Annotated in this window: 19 protein-coding genes; 8 read left to right on the top strand and 11 right to left on the bottom strand. The window is 66.1% G+C overall.

Going from position 1 to position 21,039, the window contains the following annotated elements; translation table 11 throughout:
- Positions 1-37: 37 nt before the first annotated feature.
- The 3 genes from DQG15_RS11355 to DQG15_RS11345 all read right to left on the bottom strand — a co-directional run bounded on the left by DQG15_RS11355 (position 38) and on the right by DQG15_RS11345 (position 3,043).
- Entirely contained in the window at positions 38-898 is an 861-nt protein-coding gene (locus tag DQG15_RS11355; RefSeq protein ID WP_116085338.1) for a patatin-like phospholipase family protein, read from the bottom strand.
- Between the two features lie 7 nt (positions 899-905).
- Positions 906-2,081: an acetyl-CoA C-acetyltransferase gene (locus DQG15_RS11350; protein ID WP_116085336.1), complete on the bottom strand. Its 1,176-nt coding sequence runs from the start codon at positions 2,079-2,081 to the stop codon at positions 906-908.
- A 125-nt stretch (positions 2,082-2,206) separates the two neighbouring features.
- Positions 2,207-3,043 (bottom strand): EAL domain-containing protein, encoded by an 837-nt coding sequence (locus DQG15_RS11345; protein ID WP_116085334.1) that lies wholly within the window; start codon positions 3,041-3,043, stop codon positions 2,207-2,209.
- Positions 3,044-3,244: 201 nt separating this feature from the next.
- On the opposite strand from DQG15_RS11345, the gene DQG15_RS11340 reads away from it, so the two are divergent.
- The 5 genes from DQG15_RS11340 to DQG15_RS11320 are packed head-to-tail and all read left to right on the top strand — an operon-like array spanning position 3,245 to position 8,867.
- Positions 3,245-4,333 carry an NAD-dependent epimerase/dehydratase family protein gene (locus DQG15_RS11340; protein WP_116085333.1) on the top strand — a complete coding sequence of 363 codons (1,089 nt, stop codon included), beginning with the start codon at positions 3,245-3,247 and terminating at the stop codon, positions 4,331-4,333.
- Positions 4,333-5,082 carry a hypothetical protein gene (locus DQG15_RS11335; RefSeq protein WP_116085331.1) on the top strand — a complete coding sequence of 250 codons (750 nt, stop codon included), beginning with the start codon at positions 4,333-4,335 and terminating at the stop codon, positions 5,080-5,082. The genes DQG15_RS11340 and DQG15_RS11335 overlap by 1 nt, the downstream gene beginning before the upstream one ends.
- A complete protein-coding gene (locus DQG15_RS11330; RefSeq protein WP_232830808.1) occupies positions 5,082-6,197 on the top strand; it encodes a GSCFA domain-containing protein in 1,116 nt (371 codons plus the stop codon). Before DQG15_RS11335 ends, DQG15_RS11330 begins: the two co-directional genes overlap by 1 nt.
- Complete coding sequence (locus tag DQG15_RS11325) at positions 6,194-7,021, top strand: sulfotransferase domain-containing protein (RefSeq protein ID WP_116085329.1); 828 nt, start codon at positions 6,194-6,196, stop codon at positions 7,019-7,021. The genes DQG15_RS11330 and DQG15_RS11325 overlap by 4 nt, the downstream gene beginning before the upstream one ends.
- Complete coding sequence (locus DQG15_RS11320; protein ID WP_116085327.1) at positions 7,014-8,867, top strand: rhamnan synthesis F family protein; 1,854 nt, start codon at positions 7,014-7,016, stop codon at positions 8,865-8,867. Before DQG15_RS11325 ends, DQG15_RS11320 begins: the two co-directional genes overlap by 8 nt.
- A gap of 50 nt (positions 8,868-8,917) precedes the next feature.
- On the opposite strand, the gene DQG15_RS18800 is transcribed toward DQG15_RS11320, so the two are convergent.
- Positions 8,918-11,122 (bottom strand): calcium-binding protein, encoded by a 2,205-nt coding sequence (locus tag DQG15_RS18800; RefSeq protein WP_116085325.1) that lies wholly within the window; start codon positions 11,120-11,122, stop codon positions 8,918-8,920.
- A 203-nt stretch (positions 11,123-11,325) separates the two neighbouring features.
- Between DQG15_RS18800 and DQG15_RS18795 the strand changes: the two genes are divergently transcribed.
- The gene (locus DQG15_RS18795; RefSeq protein WP_198665134.1) at positions 11,326-13,023 is read left to right on the top strand and encodes a M10 family metallopeptidase C-terminal domain-containing protein; all 1,698 of its coding nucleotides are present in this window, start codon (positions 11,326-11,328) and stop codon (positions 13,021-13,023) included.
- 62 nt (positions 13,024-13,085) lie between these two features.
- On the opposite strand, the gene DQG15_RS11305 is transcribed toward DQG15_RS18795, so the two are convergent.
- Both DQG15_RS11305 and DQG15_RS11300 read right to left on the bottom strand, forming a co-directional pair.
- On the bottom strand, positions 13,086-13,442 hold the full coding sequence (locus DQG15_RS11305) for a hypothetical protein (protein ID WP_116085322.1): 357 nt from the start codon (positions 13,440-13,442) through the stop codon (positions 13,086-13,088).
- A 34-nt stretch (positions 13,443-13,476) separates the two neighbouring features.
- Entirely contained in the window at positions 13,477-14,481 is a 1,005-nt protein-coding gene (locus DQG15_RS11300; RefSeq protein ID WP_116085313.1) for a M35 family metallo-endopeptidase, read from the bottom strand.
- 98 nt (positions 14,482-14,579) lie between these two features.
- On the opposite strand from DQG15_RS11300, the gene pncA reads away from it, so the two are divergent.
- A complete protein-coding gene (pncA, locus tag DQG15_RS11295) occupies positions 14,580-15,182 on the top strand; it encodes a bifunctional nicotinamidase/pyrazinamidase (protein WP_116085311.1) in 603 nt (200 codons plus the stop codon).
- A 62-nt stretch (positions 15,183-15,244) separates the two neighbouring features.
- Positions 15,245-16,537: a nicotinate phosphoribosyltransferase gene (pncB, locus tag DQG15_RS11290; RefSeq protein WP_116085309.1), complete on the top strand. Its 1,293-nt coding sequence runs from the start codon at positions 15,245-15,247 to the stop codon at positions 16,535-16,537.
- Positions 16,538-16,539: 2 nt separating this feature from the next.
- On the opposite strand, the gene arfB is transcribed toward pncB, so the two are convergent.
- From arfB to DQG15_RS11265, 5 genes are all read right to left on the bottom strand, one after another.
- Positions 16,540-16,956, bottom strand: a complete 417-nt coding sequence (arfB, locus tag DQG15_RS11285; RefSeq protein WP_116085307.1) for an alternative ribosome rescue aminoacyl-tRNA hydrolase ArfB — start codon at positions 16,954-16,956, stop codon at positions 16,540-16,542.
- A 265-nt stretch (positions 16,957-17,221) separates the two neighbouring features.
- On the bottom strand, positions 17,222-17,854 hold the full coding sequence (locus DQG15_RS11280; RefSeq protein WP_116085305.1) for a queuosine precursor transporter: 633 nt from the start codon (positions 17,852-17,854) through the stop codon (positions 17,222-17,224).
- An 84-nt stretch (positions 17,855-17,938) separates the two neighbouring features.
- Positions 17,939-18,814: an esterase-like activity of phytase family protein gene (locus DQG15_RS11275; protein ID WP_116085304.1), complete on the bottom strand. Its 876-nt coding sequence runs from the start codon at positions 18,812-18,814 to the stop codon at positions 17,939-17,941.
- The gene (gene mepA, locus DQG15_RS11270; protein ID WP_116085302.1) at positions 18,787-19,692 is read right to left on the bottom strand and encodes a penicillin-insensitive murein endopeptidase; all 906 of its coding nucleotides are present in this window, start codon (positions 19,690-19,692) and stop codon (positions 18,787-18,789) included. The genes DQG15_RS11275 and mepA overlap by 28 nt, the downstream gene beginning before the upstream one ends.
- Positions 19,653-21,026, bottom strand: a complete 1,374-nt coding sequence (locus tag DQG15_RS11265) for an MFS transporter (protein WP_116085301.1) — start codon at positions 21,024-21,026, stop codon at positions 19,653-19,655. The genes mepA and DQG15_RS11265 overlap by 40 nt, the downstream gene beginning before the upstream one ends.
- Between the last annotated feature and the right edge of the window lie 13 nt (positions 21,027-21,039).

Here is a 21,039-nt window from a genome sequence, read left to right as displayed (position 1 = left end):
GTAGTGTGCTCCGGCGGTCCGCCGGTCCTTTCGGTGACTATGCCGTCGCGGCTGACTGCCTGTCTACCTCTGCGAGATAGTGTTCCGCATCGCGCTCACCCTGGGTCCAGGTGTCCCTCAGCTTCTCGCCATCGGTGAAATCGATCTTGTCGGCCGGGGTCTCGCCGCGAGGCACGACGTAGTGCCGCCCCGGTGCGTCCGGCACGTTGGGATATTCGCGCGTCAGCAGCACCAGCGTGGTTCCCTCATCCGGATCGGGCATCGGCGCCTGATCGGCCATCCCGCCGTCGATCGTGGGCCTGCCGTTCCAGTCCGGAGGGAGGAAAACGGGCGGAATGACCGCCGCCGCGCAGACCAGATCGGCAAGCTTCCCCTGCCGGGCCGCTTGGTTGGCATCCACCAGTTCGGAGGTCAGCCCCATTTTCTCGGCCCAGCCGAAATGGGGAGACCCATTCACGTGGAGCTCCGCTTCGTACGCCGCCGCCATGGCGACCCCGCCGAGCGCGGGAGCGGCGGCGAGCGGCGGGTGGGCGATGAGGATCTGCAGAGAGGGCCCCTCTGCAACGCGCGCCTCCGCCTCGGCGTCGAGAACGTCCTTCACCACGCGGCAGTAGATTTCCTGATGGGGCGTAATGCGGCCGCTTTTTGCGTCGAACAGATCGACGTTGCGATCCTGCGCAGCGAAGGCCTCGCACATTCGATCGAGGAGATCGCGCTCCCGCCCGCCGAGGAAGACCGCGGCAGATAGCGCGCCCCCCGATACCCCGCAAACCCGTTCGGGCGCCACGCGCCGTTCCCGGCCCAGAACGGACATGAAGCCGCCCTGCCAAAAGCATCTCAGCCCCCCGCCCGAGAATACGATCTGATCCGGACGGGCGGGTAGCTTGTCAACGCTCATGGGGCGATCAGGGGCGTTCGAGACACATCGCAACGCCCATCCCGCCGCCGATGCAGAGGGTTGCGAGCCCCTTTTTCGCACCGCGCCGCTTCATTTCGAAGAGCAGAGTGTTGAGCACGCGCGCCCCGGACGCGCCGATCGGGTGGCCAATGGCAATGGCACCGCCGTTCACGTTCACGATCGCCGGATCCCAGCCCATTTCCTTGTTGACCGCGCAGGCCTGCGCGGCGAAGGCCTCGTTCGCCTCGACGAGATCGAGATCCCCGACGGACCAGCCGGCCTTGTCCAAGGCCTTGCGGCTGGCATGAATGGGCCCTGCGCCCATGATCGCGGGATCGAGGCCGGCGGTGGCGTAGCTTGCAATACGCGCGAGCGGCTCGATGCCGCGCTTCTCCGCCTCGTCGGCCGACATCAGGAGCGCGCCCGCAGCGCCGTCATTCAGACCCGACGCGTTCGCCGCGGTGACCGTGCCATCCTTGGCAAAGGCGGGACGCAGCTTCTGCATCGCCTCGATCGTTGCGCCGTGGCGGATGTACTCGTCCTTGTCGACGACGATATCGCCCTTGCGGGTCTTGATGGTGAAGGCAACGATCTCGTCCTGGAACTTGCCCTCGTTCTGCGCGGCTTCCGCCTTGTTCTGGCTGGCTACGGCGAACTCATCCTGCTGCTCCCTGCCGATCTGCCACTTCTCGGCGACATTCTCGGCGGTCTGACCCATGTGGTAACCGTTGAAGGCATCCCAGAGACCGTCGCGGATCATCGTGTCGACATATTGCAGATCGCCCATTTTCTGCCCCTGGCGGATCGAGGCGGCGTGGGGCGCGAGGGACATGTTCTCCTGGCCACCTGCGGCAACGATCGCCGCATCGCCAAGCTGGATATGCTGCGCTGCCAACGCAACCGCGCGGAGGCCGGACCCGCACACCTGGTTGATACCCCAGGCGGCGCTTTCCTGAGGAAGGCCGGCATTGATATGCGCCTGCCGGGCAGGGTTCTGACCTTGTGCCGCGGTGAGGACCTGACCAAGAATCGTCTCGCTCACCTCGGACTTGTCGATGCCGGCACGGGCAACCAGTTCCTGAAGCACGGCGGCTCCGAGATCGTGCGCCGGCGTGTTCGCGAACGATCCGAGAAAGCTGCCGACCGGGGTGCGCGCGGCGGACGCGATGACGACGTTGGTCATGGGGGTCTCCTCTCAAGTCTGCAGCCGACCGGGACGTCTGCCTCCCAGCGGCCTCTCAGGACCATGCGTAGGCGCTGGCGCGACGTCACGCAACTGCAGGCTTGGCGCCGAGACCCTCCGAACTCTCAGCCGGCGAGCGTTGCCATGGCGGGGACCCCGGGCTGCGGCGGCCACGTCGTCGGCATCCCGAAATAGTAGCCCTGCATGCAATCGACACCAATGTCCTGAAGGACTTTTGCATCGGCCTCGGTTTCCACGGCCTCGGCCACGGTGAACATCTCGAAGTGTCGAGCAATGCCGACCAGCGCCTGTGCGAGAACGCGATTGTCGGGATTCGTGCTGATCCCGCCAATGAACTCTCCCGCGATCTTGATGATGTCGAAGTCGAAATCCCGCAGGTACCGGAACGAGGTGTATCCCGCCCCGAAATCATCGAGCGCAAAGCAGACGCCCCTCTGCTGAAGGTCCTGCATGAAGATCGTGGTGATGTCAGGCATCAGCATCGCGGACGATTCCGTGATTTCGATGATCAACCTCTCTGCAACAGTGGGATCGAGCGCGAGACCTCGTTCGAGTTCCCGGATCCAGGGGCGGTACCCGATCGAACGCGCCGACATGTTGATCGCGAGGCGGAGCGACGGCGTTTCGCTCAGCGCACGCAGTCCGAGGCGCAGGGCCACTGTGTCGAGTTGTCGGCCGATCCTGTTCGTTTCGCATGCACCGATGAAATCCCGCGCGGGGATGATGCGTCCGGTCTCGTCCATGACGCGGATCAGCCCTTCATGGAACGCGATCTGACCCGTTCGTTTCGAATCGACGATGGGCTGGAACGCCAGCAGCACGTCGCCCCGTTCAAGAGCCGTCTCCACCATGCGAAGGACATTCAGGTCCCTCTGCGCGATTGCCGCTGCAAGCGGGCTCGAATCCTGCGTCGCCACATACGTTTCCGCACCGTATCCCATGATTGTCCCCATTCTCCGCCTCTGCACCTGAACCGTTCTGGGGCCCAAATCTGAACGGCGGGTAAAGGTCGGCATTTTACCGATCCCGCTCGCCTGGCGGCGATCCGGCGGGCACCCGGTAAGACAATCTTAGGAGCTCGTGCTGCATGAGGGGCCCAGCCGGAGAAACCGGAATGGTCCGGCCTCAGAAAGAGGGTGAACATGCAAGCGACGTCTATTCTGATCACCGGCGGCGCCGGCTTCATCGGCTCGCGGCTGGCCGAGCGGCTGGCGGCGGATGCCTGCGTCACGGTCCTCGACAATTTCCTGCCGCAGGTTCACGCAGACGGCGGAGCACTGGTCCGCGAGCGGCTTCTGGATGCCGGCGTCAGTATCATCGAGGGCGACATCGCGGATCCGGCCGCCGTCTCGAGGGCAATGCAGGTCAGCTCGCCGGACCTCGTGTATCACCTTGCCGCCGAGACGGGCACGGGCCAGAGCCACGACGAGCCCACGCGCTACGTTACGGTCAATGTCACCGGCACCGCCCACCTGCTCGAAGCGATCCGGGCTGAGGGGAACGTCGCCCGGGTCGTGCTGGCGGGAACCCGCGCCGTCTATGGCGAGGGGGCCGCGTGCGATCCGGAGGGGCGCCCCGCGATCGCCGAAACACGGGACCCGGCACGCCTCGCGCGCGGGCAGTTCGACCTCCTGGACGCCGCCGGCCGCACGCTGACCCCTCTGGCGACGGATGCCGGCACGGCCCCTCGACCCACCTCGATCTATGCGTCCTCGAAGCTCATGCAGGAATATCTTCTGCGGCAGGGCCTCTGGGGCTCCCAAACCGAGGTTTCCGTCCTCAGGCTCCAGAACGTCTACGGGGCGGGGCAATCGCTGCACAATCCCTACACGGGTGTCCTCTCGATCTTCTGCCGCCTGATCTGTGACGGCCGGGGGCTCGAGATCTACGAAGACGGAAGGATTACGCGTGACTTCGTCCATGTGGATGATGTCGTGCAGGCCTTCATCGCCGCCGGACGCGCGGAGACTGTGCCGGAGCGGCCGGTCGACATCGGCTCCGGCGTGGGGACGACGATCCTCGACGCGGCCCGCTCCCTGCTCGGTCTCTGGGAGGCGCAGGGCCGCCCTCTCAGGATCAGTGGCGCCTATCGGCCAGGGGATGTCCGCCACGCGGTCGCAGATATCAGCGCCGCGCAGGCCGCGCTGGACTGGACCCCGCAGATCACTCTGGAAGAGGGCCTCGCGCGGCTTGTCGATTGGTCCCGCGTCACCTTGGCGGAGGTTGCTTGATGAAGATCGTTGCATTCGGCCACAGCCATCTTTCCGCCCTGTCACGCGCCTGGAAAGAGGCGCCGATCGAGGGCGTGGACATGAGGTTTCACCGCCTGAACGGCGACGGCTTTCAGCCGAATTTCGAGGATGACCGCCAGGATCGCCGCCTCTCCGATGCGACGGCCGACAGGATCGCACGGATCATCGAAACGGCCGAGCCCGACCTGTGCATCTGCGCGGCAATGGGCAACGAATACAACGCCTTGGCAATGCTGGAGCATCCCCGCCCCTTCGACGTGGACTGGCCGGAAAGCGGACTGCCCGCGCGCGAGGACGCCGATCTGATCCCGGTCGATCTGATGCGGGCCACGATCACGCGCCGCGCCGAGCGAGGGGCCCTTCTGTTCTGGAACGCGATCGCGGCCGCCGCGCCGGGGCGTGCCGTTCTCGTCGCGCCGCCGCCCCCTGTCGCGGACGAAGCTCATATTCGTGCCAATCGCGGGGCCTTCGGAGAGCGGATCGACAGGTACGGCATCGCTCCCGCGGCAACCAGGCTGAAGATATGGGCGCTTTACAGCGACATCCTCGCCGACGCCGCAGAGCGGAAGGGCGGCCAGATCGTCCATCCTCCGGCCGAATGCCTCGACGACGGCTACCTCGGCGCCGGATATCGCGCGGACGATCCGACCCATGCGAACCCCGCCTACGGCATCAAGCTCATCGCCGAAATACTCGATCGCACCTCTCACGACCGGAGGGCCGCCTGATGCGCAAGCACCCCTATTCCGATCTCCCGGGCCACTGCTTCTGGTCCCGCACGCATCGTGCCGCGGACCTGCCCGACCCCGAAGTCACGCCGGGCCTCGACATCGGCCCGGAGGACAGGATCGCGACGGCGGGAAGCTGTTTCGCCCAGCATATCGCCCAGCGCCTTCAGCGGTCGGGGTACGACTACCTCGTCACCGAAGAGGCGCATCCCGTGATAGACCCTCCGGTTGCCAAGGCCTTCAACTACGGCACCTTTTCCGCGCGGTTCGGCAACATCTACACGGCCCGCCAGCTCCATCAGCTCGCCCTGCGCGCCTACGGCCTGTTCACGCCGAAGGAAGATGCCTGGGAGCAAGCGGATGGCACACTGGTCGATCCCTTCCGCCCGGCGATCCAACCCGGCGGCTTCTCCTGCCGCGCGGCATTCCTGAAAGACAGGGAGCGCCATTTTGCGGCCGTGCGCCGGATGATCGAAGACGCCAGCGTTTTCGTGTTCACATTCGGCCTGACCGAGGGCTGGATGTCCACCGAAGACGGAGCGGTCTTCGGGCTCGCACCGGGCGTTGCCGGCGGGAAATTCGATCCCGCGCGGCACGTCTTCGCCAACTTCACGGCCTCCGAGACGGCCGCCGATTTCGCAGCCTTCGCCGCCTTTGCGCGGGAACGGAACCCGGGCCTGCGCTTCGTCGTGACCGTGTCCCCCGTGCCCCTCGCGGCCACGGCGCGAAAGGATGCCGGCGTCCTCGTCGCCAACACCTATTCCAAGGCCGCCCTGAGGGTCGCCGCGGAGGAGGTCAGCCGGACGGTGGAGCGCTGCTGGTATTTCCCGTCCTACGAGATCATCACGTCCGCCGCCTCGAAGGGCGCCCACTTCGCCCGTGACCTGCGCAGCGTCGAGTCTGCAGGGGTAGACCGGGTGATGCGCCTCTTCCTGCAAACCTGCACGCGCTCGGGCGGACCGGCCCCCGATGTGGATGCCGCCGCACGTCGCGCCGCCAAGGCCGCGAGCAAAGCCGCCAGTGGACCCTCGGATGAAGATGCCTTCACCGCAGAGGTTGGCCGGACGCTCGACGTAATCTGCGAAGAAACCCTGATCGAGGAAGCCGCCCGATGACCGTCCAGACCAACCTTGCGCCCGAGAGCGCTACTGTCGACACCGCAGTTGACCTCTGGGGCGGCCACCCGCCGGGCCCCGTGGTCGGCCTCTATTCCTTCCCGAAAAGCGGAAACACCTGGCTGCGCGCCATCGTCGCCGCGATCACCGGAATGCCGACAGGGCCCCACATTCTGCAACGCTACGTGACGGACACGCATTACGGGCCGGTCATCGCCTCTCCTTGGGAGTTCGAGGGCAAGCACTGGTATTTCTACAAATCCCACCGCAAGGCCGTTCTCCATCAGCACCGGGGCCAGAAATTCGCGACCGACAAGGTAATCCACATCCATCGTCACCCGCTCGACGTGCTGATGTCCTACCTCAACTTCGTGTCCGAGAACGTCTCCCCGAATGCCGGCAAGTCCCTTCCGGTCCGGTTTGCGAAAGTCGAGGACCTGACGGCGGAGGAGATGGAGACGCTGTTCTCGATCTTTCTCGAACACGGCACGCTCTTTCCCCAGAACAAGGTCTTCGGCTCGGTGTTCAGCCACGCCAAGGCCTTCCGGGACGCGCAGGCGCGCGGGGAAGACGTGCTGATCCTCTCCTACGAGGGGCTCGCGCAGAACTTCTCGGAAGAGGTCACCCGGATTGCGGCCTTCCTCGGCATCGAGACCTGCGACCCCGAACGCGTGTTCAGCGGCGCCGATTCCCGCACGAAGCAGAACGGCAAGTTCTTCTGGAAGCGGCGCACCGGGACCTATGCCGAGTTTCTGACCGAAGATCAGATCGGCCGGTTCAAGGCCCGCTGGGGCGCCGAAATGGCCGAGCTCGGCTATGACTGAGGCATCCGGACTGGCCGTCATCTACGCGTTGCCGCCGGGCAGCGAGGACGCGGCCCACGTCGCCCTCGCCCTCGGACGCCTGTCCGGCCTCGCGCAACGGCTGCTGATCGTAAGGCGATCGCACGCGGTCTTGCCCGAGATCGAGGGCGGAGCGGCCATCGACCTTATCGCATCGGACGCCATGCCGCCGGTGCCTGAAGCGGCCTACAAGGCGGGGCTGCTTCAACTCTGGAGCGAGGGCTGGTCCGGACAGGTCCTGCTGACAGGGGCCCACGTCATAGGCCCCATTGCAGGCCAGCCCGTCCCGGCGCCGTCGCTCGGCGGGCTCGCCGCGCCCTACTGGCATGACAGCGACGCCGATCCACGGCTTCTGGGGCGCGGCTTGCCGGACCGGGTGACGTATCTCGATCACACAATCCTTTCGGCGGAACTGATGGAGCAGCCGTGGTTCCAGGCGTTCTGGACTGCCCTTCGGCCCACCGGCCAGCATTGGGAGGACTTCCTCGCCTGCGCCGCAGAGCTGTCCCGTGCCATGGAACGGAACGGAACGCCGGTGGCGTTTCCCGCCGGGTCGGAGATCCTCCACAGCGCCGACCCGCGTCTGCTGGAATGCCATCGTCTGATCGAGGCCGGGGCGCCCTGCCTGCCCGTCGCGACCCTGACCCTCGATCCGCTTCTGGCCGATCTGAATGCGATGGACCTTTCATCGAGCCTCGAGACGCTCCGAGAGGCGGACCCGGACCTCCATTCCGCGACGATGGCGTTCGCGGCCCGCAAGGTCCGTGCGCGCGATTTCGCGGCCGTAGCGGATCGCGTGTGGATCCTGCCCCGGGAGGCCCAGCATGAAGCGGACGACACGGAGATCGGGGTCTTCATCCACGCCTACTACGCGACGATGATGCCGGAATTCTGGGCGCTGATCTCGAAGCTCGATGTGCCATTCCGTCTCTACCTGACCACAGCGACAGAGGAGAATCGCGACGGGATCGAGGCCTTCCTCGCCGAACGCGGCTTGCAGACGGATCGGTTCGAGGTCCGCGTGGTGGAGCAGAACCGGGGGCGGGACATGTCCTCCCTCTTCATTACCTGGCGGGACGTGGCTCTCTCCGGACGGCACGAAATCGCCCTGCGCCTTCATTCCAAGCGCACGCCGCAAGTCCCGTCGCAGGTCGGCGAAAGCTTCAAGGCGCATCTGTTCGGAAACCTCGTGGCGTCGCCCGGCTATGTGAGAAACGTGATCGCGCGCATGAAGGCGGAGCCCGAAGTCGGCGTGGTGACGCCCCCCGTGATCCACTCGGGCTTCGGCACGCTGGGACATTCCTGGTTCAACAACCGCCGTCCTCTGATCGGCTGGCTGACGCGGATGGGGATCGACGTGCCGCTCGATGCAGACACGCCCGTTGCGCCCTACGGTACGATGTACTGGTTCCGGCCCGACGCATTGCGCCCGATCTTCGAATGGCCGTGGGACTGGTCGGACTACAACCCCGAACCGCATCACATCGATGGCGGGCTGGCGCATGTGCAGGAGCGGATGATCTCCTATGTCGCGCAATCGCGCGGTTACGGAACGGTTTCCGTCATGACACCGGAAGCCGCCGCTCGCAGTTACGCGAAGCTGGAATACAAGCTCCAACGGCTCGCCGCCCTGCTTCCCGCACCGGACATCCTCGGCCAGGTGCATGAGCTGGAACGCCGCCGTTCGACGATCCGCTGGCGGTGTTACAAGCGCGCGGAACAGGCCTACGGCACGGTCCTGCGCCGCTGGCCCGGTGCGAAACGTCCGCTGCGGCCCGTCAAATCCTTCGTCGTGGCAGCGCTCGGCATGCGCGGCGCCACGGGATGACATGCGGGGCGGGCGGCCATGACAGCGCCCGCCCCGAACTGTCTCCCAGATCACAGGATAAAATCCCCATCGACCAGCGTATGGAGGCCCAGCAGCTTCAACTCGAAGTCGGCGAGCCCATCCCCATCCAGGTCGGCAAGGACATGGGTATCGCCGCCGATGTATTCATACCGCAACTCGGTGGCGGTGCCGGAAAAGGCCGAACGGCCGATGAGGTCGAACGCCTGGTTTCCGTCAACGCCCGTATCTGCGTCGAGGCGGCTGATCTCGATCCTGTCGATGCCTGAAACGAAATCCGTGATGGTGTCGCTCTGCCCCGGCTGACTGTCGGTGGCGGCGAAAAAGATGAAACGGTCGCGCTGGCCCGCATCCCCGCCGCCAGTGAGGATATCCGCACCGGAGTTGCCGTAGAGAGCATCCGCCCCCTGCCCGCCATCGAGCACATCGTCGCCGCCCCGCCCGTAAAGCCGGTCGGAGCGTTTGCCGCCGCGGAAGACATCGTCACCGCTTCCGCCGCGGAGCTGGTCGCTCCAGTCGCTGGCCTCCCAGATCTCGATACTTTCGAACGTGTCGCCAGCCGCGTCGCCGGTCGCGAAGGCATCGTTCTGCAGGTCGACGATTACCTGGCTCGTCGCACTTTTATATGTGGCGGTGTCCGTGCCATCGCCACCGATCAGGATATCCGCGCCGGCCCCGCCATCGAGAATATCGTCCCCGCCCGCGCCGACGAGCCGATCGTCGCCCGGGGTTCCCGTGAGGATGCGGGGTGGATCCTCCCAGACGACGGGGATGTGCGTGGCACCGAGAACGCAATCGTCGGGAAAGTCGCTCGCCTGCAGGGGGCCACCATCGGCGCTGATCAGAACCAGCTCTTCACCGCCGAAGAGAAGGCGCGCGCCGGTTGCGGTCGGAATGATGTCGAGTTGTCCGGCGCTGCGCAGAAGTCCGAGAGCGGACAGATCGAGGCTGTCCTCGTCAGGGTCGAAGTCGAGGATGCGATCGATTTCTCCGTCCTTGGACAGCACGAAGATGTCCGCGCCGGCCCCGCCCCTGAGCGTATCGAGGCCTGCGCCGTCCATCAGGATGTCGTCGCCGGCGCCGCCCGTGAGCTCGTCCGCCCCGTCGCCTCCGGTGATCAGGTCCGCACCCGCGCCGCCCGTCAGCGTCTCGCCGCCGTTTCCTGCGACAAGCGGCGCACCGGGAGAGCCGAGGGGGATGCGCAACTCCGCGATCCCCGGCTCCGAGCCGGCGGCGAAGAGGCGCAGGACGCCGCCGTCCAGTGTCCCGGCCAGCGAGCCGATATCAGCCAATGCCGTGCCCGCCTCGTCCAGGGCCGTTGCGCGCAAGAGAAGGCGACCGCCCGGCAGGAGGGAGAACACGCTTAGCCCGTCATCACCCCCCCCCGCGACCACGAAGACCTGACCGTTCGCCGTGACCACCCCGAGGGACTGGACGCCGGCAAACCGCGTACCAAGGTCATCGATGACGTGATCCACTGGAACCATGCCGCCGGGATCGAGCCGGATGACGCTCAGGGAAGACGAATTGGCCGCGGCGACGAGGGCGTAACTCTCGCCGCCGATCTCGACGATCTCCAACGCGGTCGGCCCCGAAATGCCGAGCCCGTCCGCCGCGCCGATGCTGCCGACGAGAGTCGTGCGGGCGTAGTCGCCGATGCTCCAGAGGTTCAGCGCGTTTGTCTCCGACGAAAGCGACAGGACCATGTTCGTGCCGCCGATCGTGACCACCTCGACCGCATCGACGCTCGCCCCTTGTATCTCCCCGTCCGGAGGCTGCTGACGCCCCTGCCACGTGCCGTCCGGCCTTTGCCGATAGGTGAAGATACCGTCCGATCCGGAATGGCCGGCGAACAGGTAATGGTCCCCGTCCACCTGGACCGTGGCAACGGCCGTCAGCGCGCCGTTGAGCGGGAGCGGATCGAGGTTCGTCAGCTGCCCGGTTCCGGTCACACCGTAGACAGGTGCGTCGTCGAGCCAGTTTCCCGTTCCCATCGCGATCCGATCGCCGCCGATATCGAGGACGGCGAGCCTCGTGGGGCGCCCGCCCTCCACCTGCGACAGCGTATGCGTGCGCTGCCAGGACAGGGTCGCCTCCCCCCCGAGCGACCAGCCCGAGATGGTGCCGTTGATCCCGTCCACGGCGTAAAGCGTGCCATCCGAGAGCGTCAGCCCCGTGACCCGATCGGTCAGCGTCCCCGAAGCGGGCATCAGCGTCGCGTGGTAGGTAATCTGCATCCGGCTTGCCTCCAAGATCCGCCGACCCTGCGGAGCACGGGTGGCGCGGATCGGACCGGGATCGCGGCACCGGCGTGAAACACCGCTCGAATTCTCGAAAACTCGGAACGACCGGGCGCAGGAACCTTTGCCAAACGTTCAGACCTGTCGGTGCACCCTCGTCAGCGGGTGAGAACTGACGAGGGAGCCACACGATGTGCGGCATGTGCGACAAGATGGCGATCGCCATCGCCGAAGGTGATGATCTGTCCGGGCTGAAGCCGCCGCCCTGCGCAGAGCCGCCGCACGAGGGGACCGGCAGCGAGACGCCGGGCGCCGAAAAGCCGTTCTACAATGTCGATCAGATCGCGGACTACTTGACCGAAGGCTACTGGCGGGATTCGAGCGGATACGGCAAGCGTGCGTTCGATGTCGATCCCGGCGGCTCCCTGTCGGTAAACATCACCAGCCTCCCGACGGAGCAGAAGGACCTGGCGCGGATGGCGCTCGAATCCTGGTCGGACACGATCGGAATTAACTTCGTTGAGGTCTCCAAGAACGCGCAGATCACCTTCTCGAACGAGAATTCGGGCGCCTGGGGCGGGCAGTCGAGCTACTATCCATCGTCGGGCCGCATCGTGACGTCGGTGGTGAACGTCGCGGACAGCTGGGTGGACAGCTACGGCACCGCCTTCGATCGGCACAGCTTCCAGACCTACCTGCATGAGATCGGGCATGCCCTCGGCCTCGGCCATGCTGGGGATTACAACGGCTCGGCCAGCTTCTCGACGGATGCGCATTACGCCAACGACAGCATCCAGATGACGGTCATGTCCTACTTCCATCAGACCGAAAATCCCTACGTGGACGCGGCCAAGGCCAAGGCCGTGACCCCCATGGCGGCGGATATCGCTGCCATCCAGGATCTATACGGCGTCACGACGATCCGCGGCGGTGACACGATCTACGGCAATGGATCGGACGGCTATCTCGGCCTGCTGTTCCGCCAGATGTCGGGCGCGGACGCGCGGGATACGGCCCTCTATCGCGGCAACGATATCACGCTCACGCTGTTCGACACCGGCGGCCGGGACCTTCTCGACCTGTCCTACGTGACCGAGGATCAGGTGGTGGACCTCACACCGGGCGCGATTTCGGATGCGTGGGGAGTGACCGGTTCCCTCGTCGTCGAACGCTCCACCGTGATCGAGAACCTGCGCGGGGGCTCGGGGAACGACCGGCTGATCGGCAACGACGCCAACAACTCGATCACGGGCGGCGGCGGGGCCGACGAGATCATCGGCGGGAACGGCTTCGACACGGCAAGCTACGTGACGGCGACAAGCAGCGTCGGCCTCGATCTCGGCGGGGGTCAGTTCGTCTGGGGTGATGCCCTCGGCGACACGTTCGACGGGATCGAGGCATTCCGCGGGTCAAGATGGTCGGACGTGTTCCGCGGCGACAGCGGCGACAACCGCTTTTTCGGCGGCCACAGGTCTGACCGGCTCTACGGGCGCGCAGGCGATGATACGCTCAATGGCGATACCGGCGTGGATGCACTCTATGGCAATGCCGGCGCGGACACGCTGACCGGCGGCGGCGACGCGGCGCAGCGCGACCGGTTCATCTACTTTCAGGCGAGCGACAGCCGGGTGGACGCCTTCGACACGATCACCGACTTCGTCTCGGGCGTGGACCGGATCGAGATCAGCCGACTGGACGCCGATACCGGCACCGGCGGCAACCAGGCCTTTACCCTGATCGGCAGCGCGGGCTTCTCCGGGACAGCCGGCGAATTGCGCTACGAACAGGCGGGCGGGACCACCCGCATTCTCGCCGATACGGACGGAGACGGCGCGGCCGACTTCCGGATCGACCTGACCGGGGCGCATACGCTGGTCGAAGGAGACTTTCTGCTCTGAGGAAACGGGCGCGGCCGGGCTTTTCCGGCGCGCGCCCGGCGCCGGATCGATCGCGGCCGGGCTCAGGTCGGCTTGCGCGGGTTCGGTTTCGGGGAGGATTGCGGCGGCGAGGACAGCGTCTCGACCTTTCTCGTCGAAAGATCCAAGCGATGGACCGCGCCGCTTTCGTCCATGATCCTGAGCGCTTCGCCGCCTTCCACGAGGTCCATCCGCGTGATGAAACGATCGTATTTCTGGGGCGACTTCGGCCCATACTCGATCTCGTAGATCACCGCGGTCCACAGCTCTTCGCCGCTTCCCTCATCGAGCGCGGCGACGATGCCGCCGTTCTGTGCGAAGCCGCGCTCCTTTCCCCAGTGCACCGCCTCGTAGCGCACGCCGTCCTCGATTACCGGTTCGACATCTCCGGGTCCGCTCATTGCCGCCTCCACGCCCGTTTGCGCCCGTGCATCCTCAGGCCACGCCGGCCACGGTAGTGCGAGTCCCAGCAGCAAGGCCACCATTGAGATCGGTCGCGAAGTAGCCCCAGTTGTCCGCGTTATCGAGCGCCTGTGCGGGGGTGAGCTTCCCTGCGGAGGGAGAGAGCTTGCCGCTCGTGTCGTACCTGTGGTCATCGGTATTGATCTCCCGATGGGACAGCTCGTGGATGATGGTGAGGGCCGCGAGCCACATCTTTCCGTTCACCGCCGCATCCAGCGTCGCCTTCTGAATGTAGACGACGTTCATCTTCTCCGACGAGATCACGAAGGCGAAGTCCTTCCAGCCGCCGCCGTTTCTGTCGACCGGCTCGTCCGAGAAGATCAGCTTGTTGCTGTTGAGGACGGCGGTGATCTTCTTGAACCCGGCCAGAAGCGACGCGGCGATCCTCTTCACGTCCTCGTCGCTCGCGGAACCGTCGGTGAACCAGCGTTTGATGACGGCCTTTGTCGTCGCGTCCGGCACGGCCAGCTTGGCGACGCAGCTTTGCGACCAGCGCAGCGCCTGCGACGTCGCGGTAGCCATCTTTCCCTTGTGATCGGAGGTGTAGACCTCTTCGGTTTCGTTCGCCCAGAGGCGGAGGTTCTTCTCCGTCATCCCGGCATATTCGTCGAAAAGCCATTCGGTATAAGCCTTGGGCGGCGAGAACATCCACAGCTCCTGCCCGCCGCGCAGGTGCACCATGTAGAGATGCCGAAGTTTCTTGAGGGTGGCGACGGCATCGCTCAGCTTCTTCGGTTTCGAGCCGAGGGCGTCGTCGACGAGGATGTCCCCTTCCTTGCTGCCGTCCCGCATCCGACGAATGCTCAGGAAAAGGCGATAGACGTCGAGGGCGGGGCCGTACTTGCGATCCGGCCCGCCCGAGGCCAGAACACCCGCGACGGGCTTGTCGAAGTAATCCGCAGTCGCATCCTTGAAGGTCGAACTTTTGATGGTGCGACGTGCGCGAGAGTAGCTTTGGGTGAATGTTCTCATCGGCATTGGACTTGTTCCTGAATGATTTGTAGTCGGTAAATGCCGAAAGGGTGCCCCAGCGTAATGCGAGTCGTCAATATTTTATGGCCGCAAAGGAGGCTCGAATGACCGACGCCCTTATCGTGATCGATGTTCAGAACGACTTCTGCCCGGGCGGCGCGCTGGCCGTGGCTGGCGGAGACGAGGTCGTGCCGCGGATCAATGCGATGATGGATGCGTACCCGATCCGCGTCCTGACGCAGGACTGGCACCCTGCCGGGCATTCCTCCTTCGCCTCGGAGCATCCCGCAAAGGCGCCGATGGACATGATCGAGATGCCCTACGGCCCGCAGGTGCTCTGGCCGGATCACTGCGTGCAGGGATCTGACGGTGCCGCGTTTCACGTGGATCTTCGCACCGATCCCGCCGACCTGATCGTGCGCAAGGGCTTCCGCAAGGCCGTGGACAGCTATTCTGCCTTCTTCGAGAATGATCACGTCACCCCCACCGGGCTCGAGGGCTACCTGCGCAGCCGTGGGGCCGAGCGGCTTGTGATGGTCGGCCTCGCGACGGATTTCTGCGTCAATTACTCCGCGCTGGATGCCGCGAAGCTCGGCTTCGACGTGACGGTGGACCTTTCGGCCTGCCGCGGGATCGACTTCAGCGGCTCTCTGGACGCGGCTTTAGAGGGATTGCGGGCGGCGGGTGTCCGCCTCGAGGGCGGCTGACCATTTCAAAGCGCCGCAGGGTGCGCTAGCGTCGCCGCCGGCTTGGGAGAAGGAACCGGCGGATGGTCGATATCGCCACGCGCGTGTGGAACCACAAATGGAAGATCGACCCGATCGTCCGCTCGCTTCTGGACAACGATTTCTACAAATTGCTGATGTGTCAGTCGGTGTTCCGCAATCATCCGGACACGCGCGTCACGTTCAGTCTGATCAACCGCACGAAGGACGTGCCGCTCGCCAGACTGATCGACGAGGGGGAACTGCGCGAGCAGCTGGATCACATCCGCTCCCTGTCGCTGACCCGCGGGGAGAGCACATGGCTCCGCGGCAACACGTTCTACGGCAAGCGCCAGATGTTCCGGTCGGACTTCATGGAATGGTTCGAGAACCTGCGCCTTCCGCCCTACACGCTGGAGCGACGGGGGGACCAGTACGAGCTGACCTTCGAAGGCTCCTGGCCCGAGGTGACCATGTGGGAGATCCCCGCGCTCGCGGTCCTGATGGAGCTGCGCGGGCGCGCCGTGATCGCCGACATGGGGCGCTTCGAGCTCGAGGTGCTCTATGCGCGGGCGATGACCCGGGTCTGGGAGAAGGTGGAGGTGCTGCGGGATCTGCCGGACCTCCTGATCGCCGATTTCGGCACACGGCGGCGACATTCGTTCCTGTGGCAGGATTGGTGCGTGCAGGCGATGATGGAGGGGCTGGGGCCGAAATTCACCGGCACGTCCAACTGCCTCATCGCCATGCGGCGGGACATCGAGGCCATCGGCACCAATGCGCACGAACTGCCCATGGTCTACTCCGCGCTTGCCGAGGACGATCGGGCGCTTGCGACGGCGCCCTACAGCGTTCTGGCCGACTGGCAGGAGGAGCACGAGGGCAACCTTCGCATGATCCTGCCGGACACCTACGGCACGGCGGGCTTCCTCGAGCGCGCGCCGGACTGGCTCGCCGGCTGGACCGGGATCCGCGTCGACAGCGGGGACCCCGCGACCGGCGCCGAGACCGCGATCCGCTGGTGGAAGGAGCGCGGCGAGGATCCGCGCGAGAAGCTGGTGATCTTTTCGGACGGCCTCGACGTGGACAAGATCAAGGCGCTCCACCAACAGTTCCACGGCCGCGTCCGCGTCTCGTTCGGATGGGGCACGCTTCTGACCAACGACTTCCGCGGCCTCGTTCCGGGCGACCGGCTCGCCCCGTTCTCGCTGGTCTGCAAGGCCATCGAGGCGGACGGACGCCCGACGGTCAAGCTGTCGGACAATCCGAACAAGGCGATGGGGCCAGAGGCCGAGATCGCGCGATACAAGCGGATCTTCGATGTCGGCGCGCAGGAGCGGATGGACGTGCTCGTCTGACGCTATTCGACCTTGCCGCGCAGCGCCTTCACCTCGCTCCGCCGCTTCTTGGCGTCCACGCGCTTGCGCTTCTGATTGAGGGAGACGCGCGTCGCGACGCGCTTCTTCGGGCGCTGGAGCGCGCTGCGGATCATGTCCGCGAGCCGTTCCCGGGCGATCTCCCTGTTTCGGGTCTGGCTACGCTCGGAACTGACCTGAAGGACGACGGCGCCCTCCTTCGTCCAGCGGCGCCCGGCGATCCGGCGGAGCCGCGCCTTGACCGGGCCCGGCAGGTTCGGCGAGCGCTCCGCCTCGAAGCGGAGCTCCACCGCTGAGGACACCTTGTTGACGTTCTGCCCGCCGGGACCGCCGGCGCGGATGAACTGTTCGGTGAGCTCCCAATCCTCGATGGACACCTGGTCGGTAATACGGAGGGACATCGTCTTCTCTCGGCTCTCGGGACACCTAGTGCCCCCTTCATGCGGAAAGGGCGGCCCGCAAACGGGGCCGCCCTCCGAGTCTTGATTGGAGGCGGGTCGGTTAGGACCTACGCCAGATCGGATGGCTCAAGCCACCTCGGGTTGCCTCAGAGGCGAACCTCCCGATCTGTCCCGACACCTCGCTCCAGTACAACTCTCGACACTGGACCACCTCCTTTCGCTTGTTGAACCAATACGATGAAGGTGGGCGAGCGATGTCGTTCTGTCAATGGGCAAGAACTCCCGAGCCCGTGACCCGCCGCACGATGAGCCGGAAGGGGATGAGCGCGACGATCGCGAGACCGAGCTTCACGCCCCAGTCCGCCAGCGCGAGGGAGACCCAGAGCGGCAGGGCGGGACCCGCGCCGAGGAGCGGAACGCCCTCCTGCGCCCAGGCCGGCGTGTTGCCGGGTTCGACACCGTTGAGGAATGCCGCGAAAGCGATAGTGAAGAAGATCGCCGTGTCGAGCGCGGAGCCGACGAGGGTCGAGGCAAGCGGAGCGCGCCACCAGCGCCCGCCCCGGAGACGGTCGAATATCGCGACGTCGCAGAGCTGCGCGGCGAGGAACGCGGTGCCCGAGGCGATGGCGACGCGCCAGGTGACCAGCGGGCCGAACTCGCCCGTGATCTGCGTCCCGATCAGCGAGCAGGCGACGCCCACAGCAAAGCCCGTGGCGACGACGCGGCGCGCGGCGGCGGGGCCGTGGATGCGGTTCATCAGGTCGGTGACGAGAAAGGCGACGGGATAGGTCAGCGCCCCCCAGGTCAGCCAGTCCCCGAGGAGATGCTGGACAAGGATGTTGGAGGCGACGACGACGATGGCCATCGCCACCACGCCGGCGAGGAAGGATCGGTTCATGATGTGGTGCCCGTTTTTACAAGGTTGCGGCGACTTGTGCCTCGGGGATCGCCCGAGGCGGCTCCCGTTACTCCTCCCGCAGGGTCACCGCAAGTCCCGGGGCAGGACGATCTCGACGAACTCGGAGCGTGCAACGCCGGCGTGATTGTTGTCCGAGACCATGAGCGCGCGGAGCGTGGCGCCGTCCTGCCAGAGGGAGAGGCCTTCGAGGTTGCCGTGAACGCCGAAGGAGGAGGACCAGACGATCTGCCCCGAATCGTCGCCCGTGGTGTTGAAGCGGCGGATGCGGCTGGCGAAGCCGAGGCCGAGAAACGCCCGCTCGAGGATATAGATCTGCCCGTCCGGCCCGATATCGGCGCCTGCGGCGAGCCAGGCCCGGTCCCGCGGGATCTGCCTCGAGACGCGCCAAGCGCCGTCCCAAGCCCAGAGCGGCACCGGGCCGGTGTCATCCACGTTGCCTTCGCGAAGGGTGTAGAGCGTCCCGTCCGGGCTTGATGCGAGCCCTTCGTATCCGCGGTTCGGATCGAGCGTCTCCGCTTCCGGCACAGCCAGACGCTCCGGCGAGCCGCCGTCCGCCGGGTAGATCAGGATCCGGCTTGCGCGCTCGAAGGAGATCGCGACGCGGCCGTCCGGCAGGAGGGCGAGTCCCTCGCTGTCCTCGCCTGCCCCCTCCAAAGTGCGTCCGTCCGGCCCGGCAAGTGGCGCACGTGAGATGAGATCGGCCCCCGTGAGCCGCCCGTTCTCCCGCCGCAACCGAAGGTCCGCGCGCACGCCGTTATCGGCAATCGCGATGGCGCGCGCCCCGTCCGGCGAGACGTGCACCGCGGACCAGCCCCCCGGATCGGGTTCGGGGAAGGCGACCACTGCTGCCGCCTCCGGCGCCACCGCCTCATCGGCAGCGACGCAGGACGCCAGGGCAACGAGCGCGAGGATCAGGGCGCGGAGAGGACTTGCGCGCATTGTCTCGGCAGATCGGCCATCGTGTAATCACGCGCGCCACGCTTGCGCGGAGCGGGCTTGGACGGCTTGGCAGGCGCCGTGCGCTTCGGCGGATCGAGGTAATCCGTCACCCACCACATCAGCGTCTCGTCGCAGCCGGACCCGCCATTCGACAGATCGTCCACGGTCGGGCGCTGCGTCTCGCAGGCTCGGTCGCCGCGCGGACATTTGAGGCGGACATGGAAGTGCGTGTTGTGGCCCGAGAGCGGACGCACCTTCTGCAGCCACTTCCGGTCCTTGCGGGTCGCACGCTTGCACAGCTCGATCTTGACCGGCGGCGTGACGAAGATGCGGTCCACCCGGGGATCGAGGGCGGCGATCTGGATCACCTGGCCGACGTCGGGGGAGTAGTTGCCGCTGACCGTGCGCTGGTTGGCCGAACGCATGTCGGTCGACCCGATCCTTTCGCGCTCGGCGCGGGACAAGGTCAGGCTGTGCGGCTTGCGCATCCAGATATCCGCATCGAGGCCCATCTGGTGGCTTGCGTGACCGGACAGCATCGGCCCGCCCCGCGCCTGCGAAATGTCACCGATATAGAGACCCGGCCAGCCGATCCGCTGCACGCGGTGGCTGAGGTCCCCGAGGAAGTCGATCATCTCCGGATGGCCCCAGTTGCGGTTGCGGGACAGACGCATGGCCTGCCATGTCCGCCCCGTTTCGGGCATCTGGACGCCGCCGGCGAGGCAGCCCTTGGAATACTCCCCATAAGCGGCAGGGGCCTGCCGGGAGGGGGAGCCCTTGGCTCCGAAAAGCTGGTTTGCCTTGGTCTGAGCGGCGGCGGGAATCGCCAGCGCGAAGGTCAGAGCAAAGGTGGTGAGGAAGGTGCGGATGGCGCCCATGTGTCGTCTCGCTCTCCGTGGGGGTTCACCCAGCGTAGCAGGAAAAGTCCCAGCAGGAAGAGGGCGATGAGCGGCGAAACCCCGATCTGCTGACTACCTGACAGGAACGTGACCGCGCCGATGAGAAGCGGCGCGAGAAAGGAGGTCGCCTTTCCGGCGAGGGCGTAGAGGCCGAAGCTCTGCGTCATCCGGGCGGGATTGCCCTGCCGCACCATCATCGTCCGGCTAGCGGCCTGCAGGACACCGCCCGCTGCCCCGATGACGGCGCCCATGACGTAGAAAGCGATGTCGGGAGCCTTGGAGCCTTCGCCCAGCGGAACGCCGAACATGGAGTCCCGGGAGATCGCGACGAGGCAGACGGACACGCCGAGCAGCGCCCAGATGCAGACCGTGATGACGGGTTTGGGGCCGAAGCGGCTGTCGAGCTGGCCGCCGAGGAACGCGAAGACCGCCCCGGTGATGATCGCGACGATACCGAATATGCCGCTGTCCGTCGGCGCCCAGCCGAGGACACCCGCCGCGTAGACGCCGCCGATCCCGTACATCGCGTTCAGCGCATCGCGGTAGAACATCGAGGAGGCGAGATAGGCCGCGAGCGACGGCGTCTTCGGCAGGTCCCGGATCGCCCGGCCCAGGTCCTTCAGCGCCAGTTTCGTGGAGCCCGGCGGAGCCGGCACCGTCCGCGCATCCCGCACCCACAGGAAGAACGGGACCATGAAGACGACGTACCAGATGGCCGTCAGCGGTCCGACGGCGCGGGTCCCTTCCCGCGCCTCCGGGTCCAGCCCGAAGGCGGGATCGAGGCCGAGGAAGGTCTTGCCATCTCCCCCTTGGGCGAAGAACGCGAGCATGATGACGAGGGCGACGAGGCCACCGCAATAGCCGAAGGCCCACCCGTTCCCGCTGATCCGGCCGATCTCCGCCCGCGAGCCGAGGTCGGGCAGCATCGAATTGGTGAAGATCGTGGCGAATTCCATCCCGATCAGGCCAAGGGCGAAGAAGATCAGCGTGCGGATCAGGTCGAAATCCGACGGCGCAGCCCACCAGAGGCCCGCCGCACCGATCACGTAGAGCGCCGAGAAGCCCCATATCCATGGCATCCGCCGGCCGGAAGTATCCGCCATGGACCCGAGGATCGGAGCGAGCAGCGCGATGACGATGCCAGCAATGCCGATCCCGATGGCCCAGACCGTCTGCGCGGTCGAGCCGTCGCCGAGGACCTCGGTGACATAGGGGCCGAAGATGAAGGTCAGGAGAAGCGTGTTGTAGGGCTGGCTGGCCCAGTCGAAAAAGAACCAGCCCCAGATCCGCTTGCGCAAGCTCGGCTCGGCCATGTCGCCCCCCGTT

The organism is Tropicimonas sp. IMCC34011 (genome assembly GCF_003390865.1).
Lineage (GTDB): Bacteria > Pseudomonadota > Alphaproteobacteria > Rhodobacterales > Rhodobacteraceae > Tropicimonas_B.
The sequence above is the reverse complement of the archived record's forward strand: the minus strand, read 5'-3'. Positions and strand labels throughout refer to the sequence as shown.

Excerpts from the sequence above, each read along its gene's own strand:
- DQG15_RS11355 (WP_116085338.1), bottom strand. The coding sequence starts at position 898 with ATGAGCGTTGACAAGCTACCCGCCCGTCCGGATCAGATCGTATTCTCG.
- DQG15_RS11350 (WP_116085336.1), bottom strand. The coding sequence starts at position 2,081 with ATGACCAACGTCGTCATCGCGTCCGCCGCGCGCACCCCGGTCGGCAGC.
- DQG15_RS11345 (WP_116085334.1), bottom strand. The coding sequence starts at position 3,043 with ATGGGATACGGTGCGGAAACGTATGTGGCGACGCAGGATTCGAGCCCG.
- DQG15_RS11340 (WP_116085333.1), top strand. The coding sequence starts at position 3,245 with ATGCAAGCGACGTCTATTCTGATCACCGGCGGCGCCGGCTTCATCGGC.
- DQG15_RS11335 (WP_116085331.1), top strand. The coding sequence starts at position 4,333 with ATGAAGATCGTTGCATTCGGCCACAGCCATCTTTCCGCCCTGTCACGC.
- DQG15_RS11330 (WP_232830808.1), top strand. The coding sequence starts at position 5,082 with ATGCGCAAGCACCCCTATTCCGATCTCCCGGGCCACTGCTTCTGGTCC.
- DQG15_RS11325 (WP_116085329.1), top strand. The coding sequence starts at position 6,194 with ATGACCGTCCAGACCAACCTTGCGCCCGAGAGCGCTACTGTCGACACC.
- DQG15_RS11320 (WP_116085327.1), top strand. The coding sequence starts at position 7,014 with ATGACTGAGGCATCCGGACTGGCCGTCATCTACGCGTTGCCGCCGGGC.
- DQG15_RS18800 (WP_116085325.1), bottom strand. The coding sequence starts at position 11,122 with ATGCAGATTACCTACCACGCGACGCTGATGCCCGCTTCGGGGACGCTG.
- DQG15_RS18795 (WP_198665134.1), top strand. The coding sequence starts at position 11,326 with ATGTGCGACAAGATGGCGATCGCCATCGCCGAAGGTGATGATCTGTCC.
- DQG15_RS11305 (WP_116085322.1), bottom strand. The coding sequence starts at position 13,442 with ATGAGCGGACCCGGAGATGTCGAACCGGTAATCGAGGACGGCGTGCGC.
- DQG15_RS11300 (WP_116085313.1), bottom strand. The coding sequence starts at position 14,481 with ATGCCGATGAGAACATTCACCCAAAGCTACTCTCGCGCACGTCGCACC.
- pncA (WP_116085311.1), top strand. The coding sequence starts at position 14,580 with ATGACCGACGCCCTTATCGTGATCGATGTTCAGAACGACTTCTGCCCG.
- pncB (WP_116085309.1), top strand. The coding sequence starts at position 15,245 with ATGGTCGATATCGCCACGCGCGTGTGGAACCACAAATGGAAGATCGAC.
- arfB (WP_116085307.1), bottom strand. The coding sequence starts at position 16,956 with ATGTCCCTCCGTATTACCGACCAGGTGTCCATCGAGGATTGGGAGCTC.
- DQG15_RS11280 (WP_116085305.1), bottom strand. The coding sequence starts at position 17,854 with ATGAACCGATCCTTCCTCGCCGGCGTGGTGGCGATGGCCATCGTCGTC.
- DQG15_RS11275 (WP_116085304.1), bottom strand. The coding sequence starts at position 18,814 with ATGCGCGCAAGTCCTCTCCGCGCCCTGATCCTCGCGCTCGTTGCCCTG.
- mepA (WP_116085302.1), bottom strand. The coding sequence starts at position 19,692 with ATGGGCGCCATCCGCACCTTCCTCACCACCTTTGCTCTGACCTTCGCG.
- DQG15_RS11265 (WP_116085301.1), bottom strand. The coding sequence starts at position 21,026 with ATGGCCGAGCCGAGCTTGCGCAAGCGGATCTGGGGCTGGTTCTTTTTC.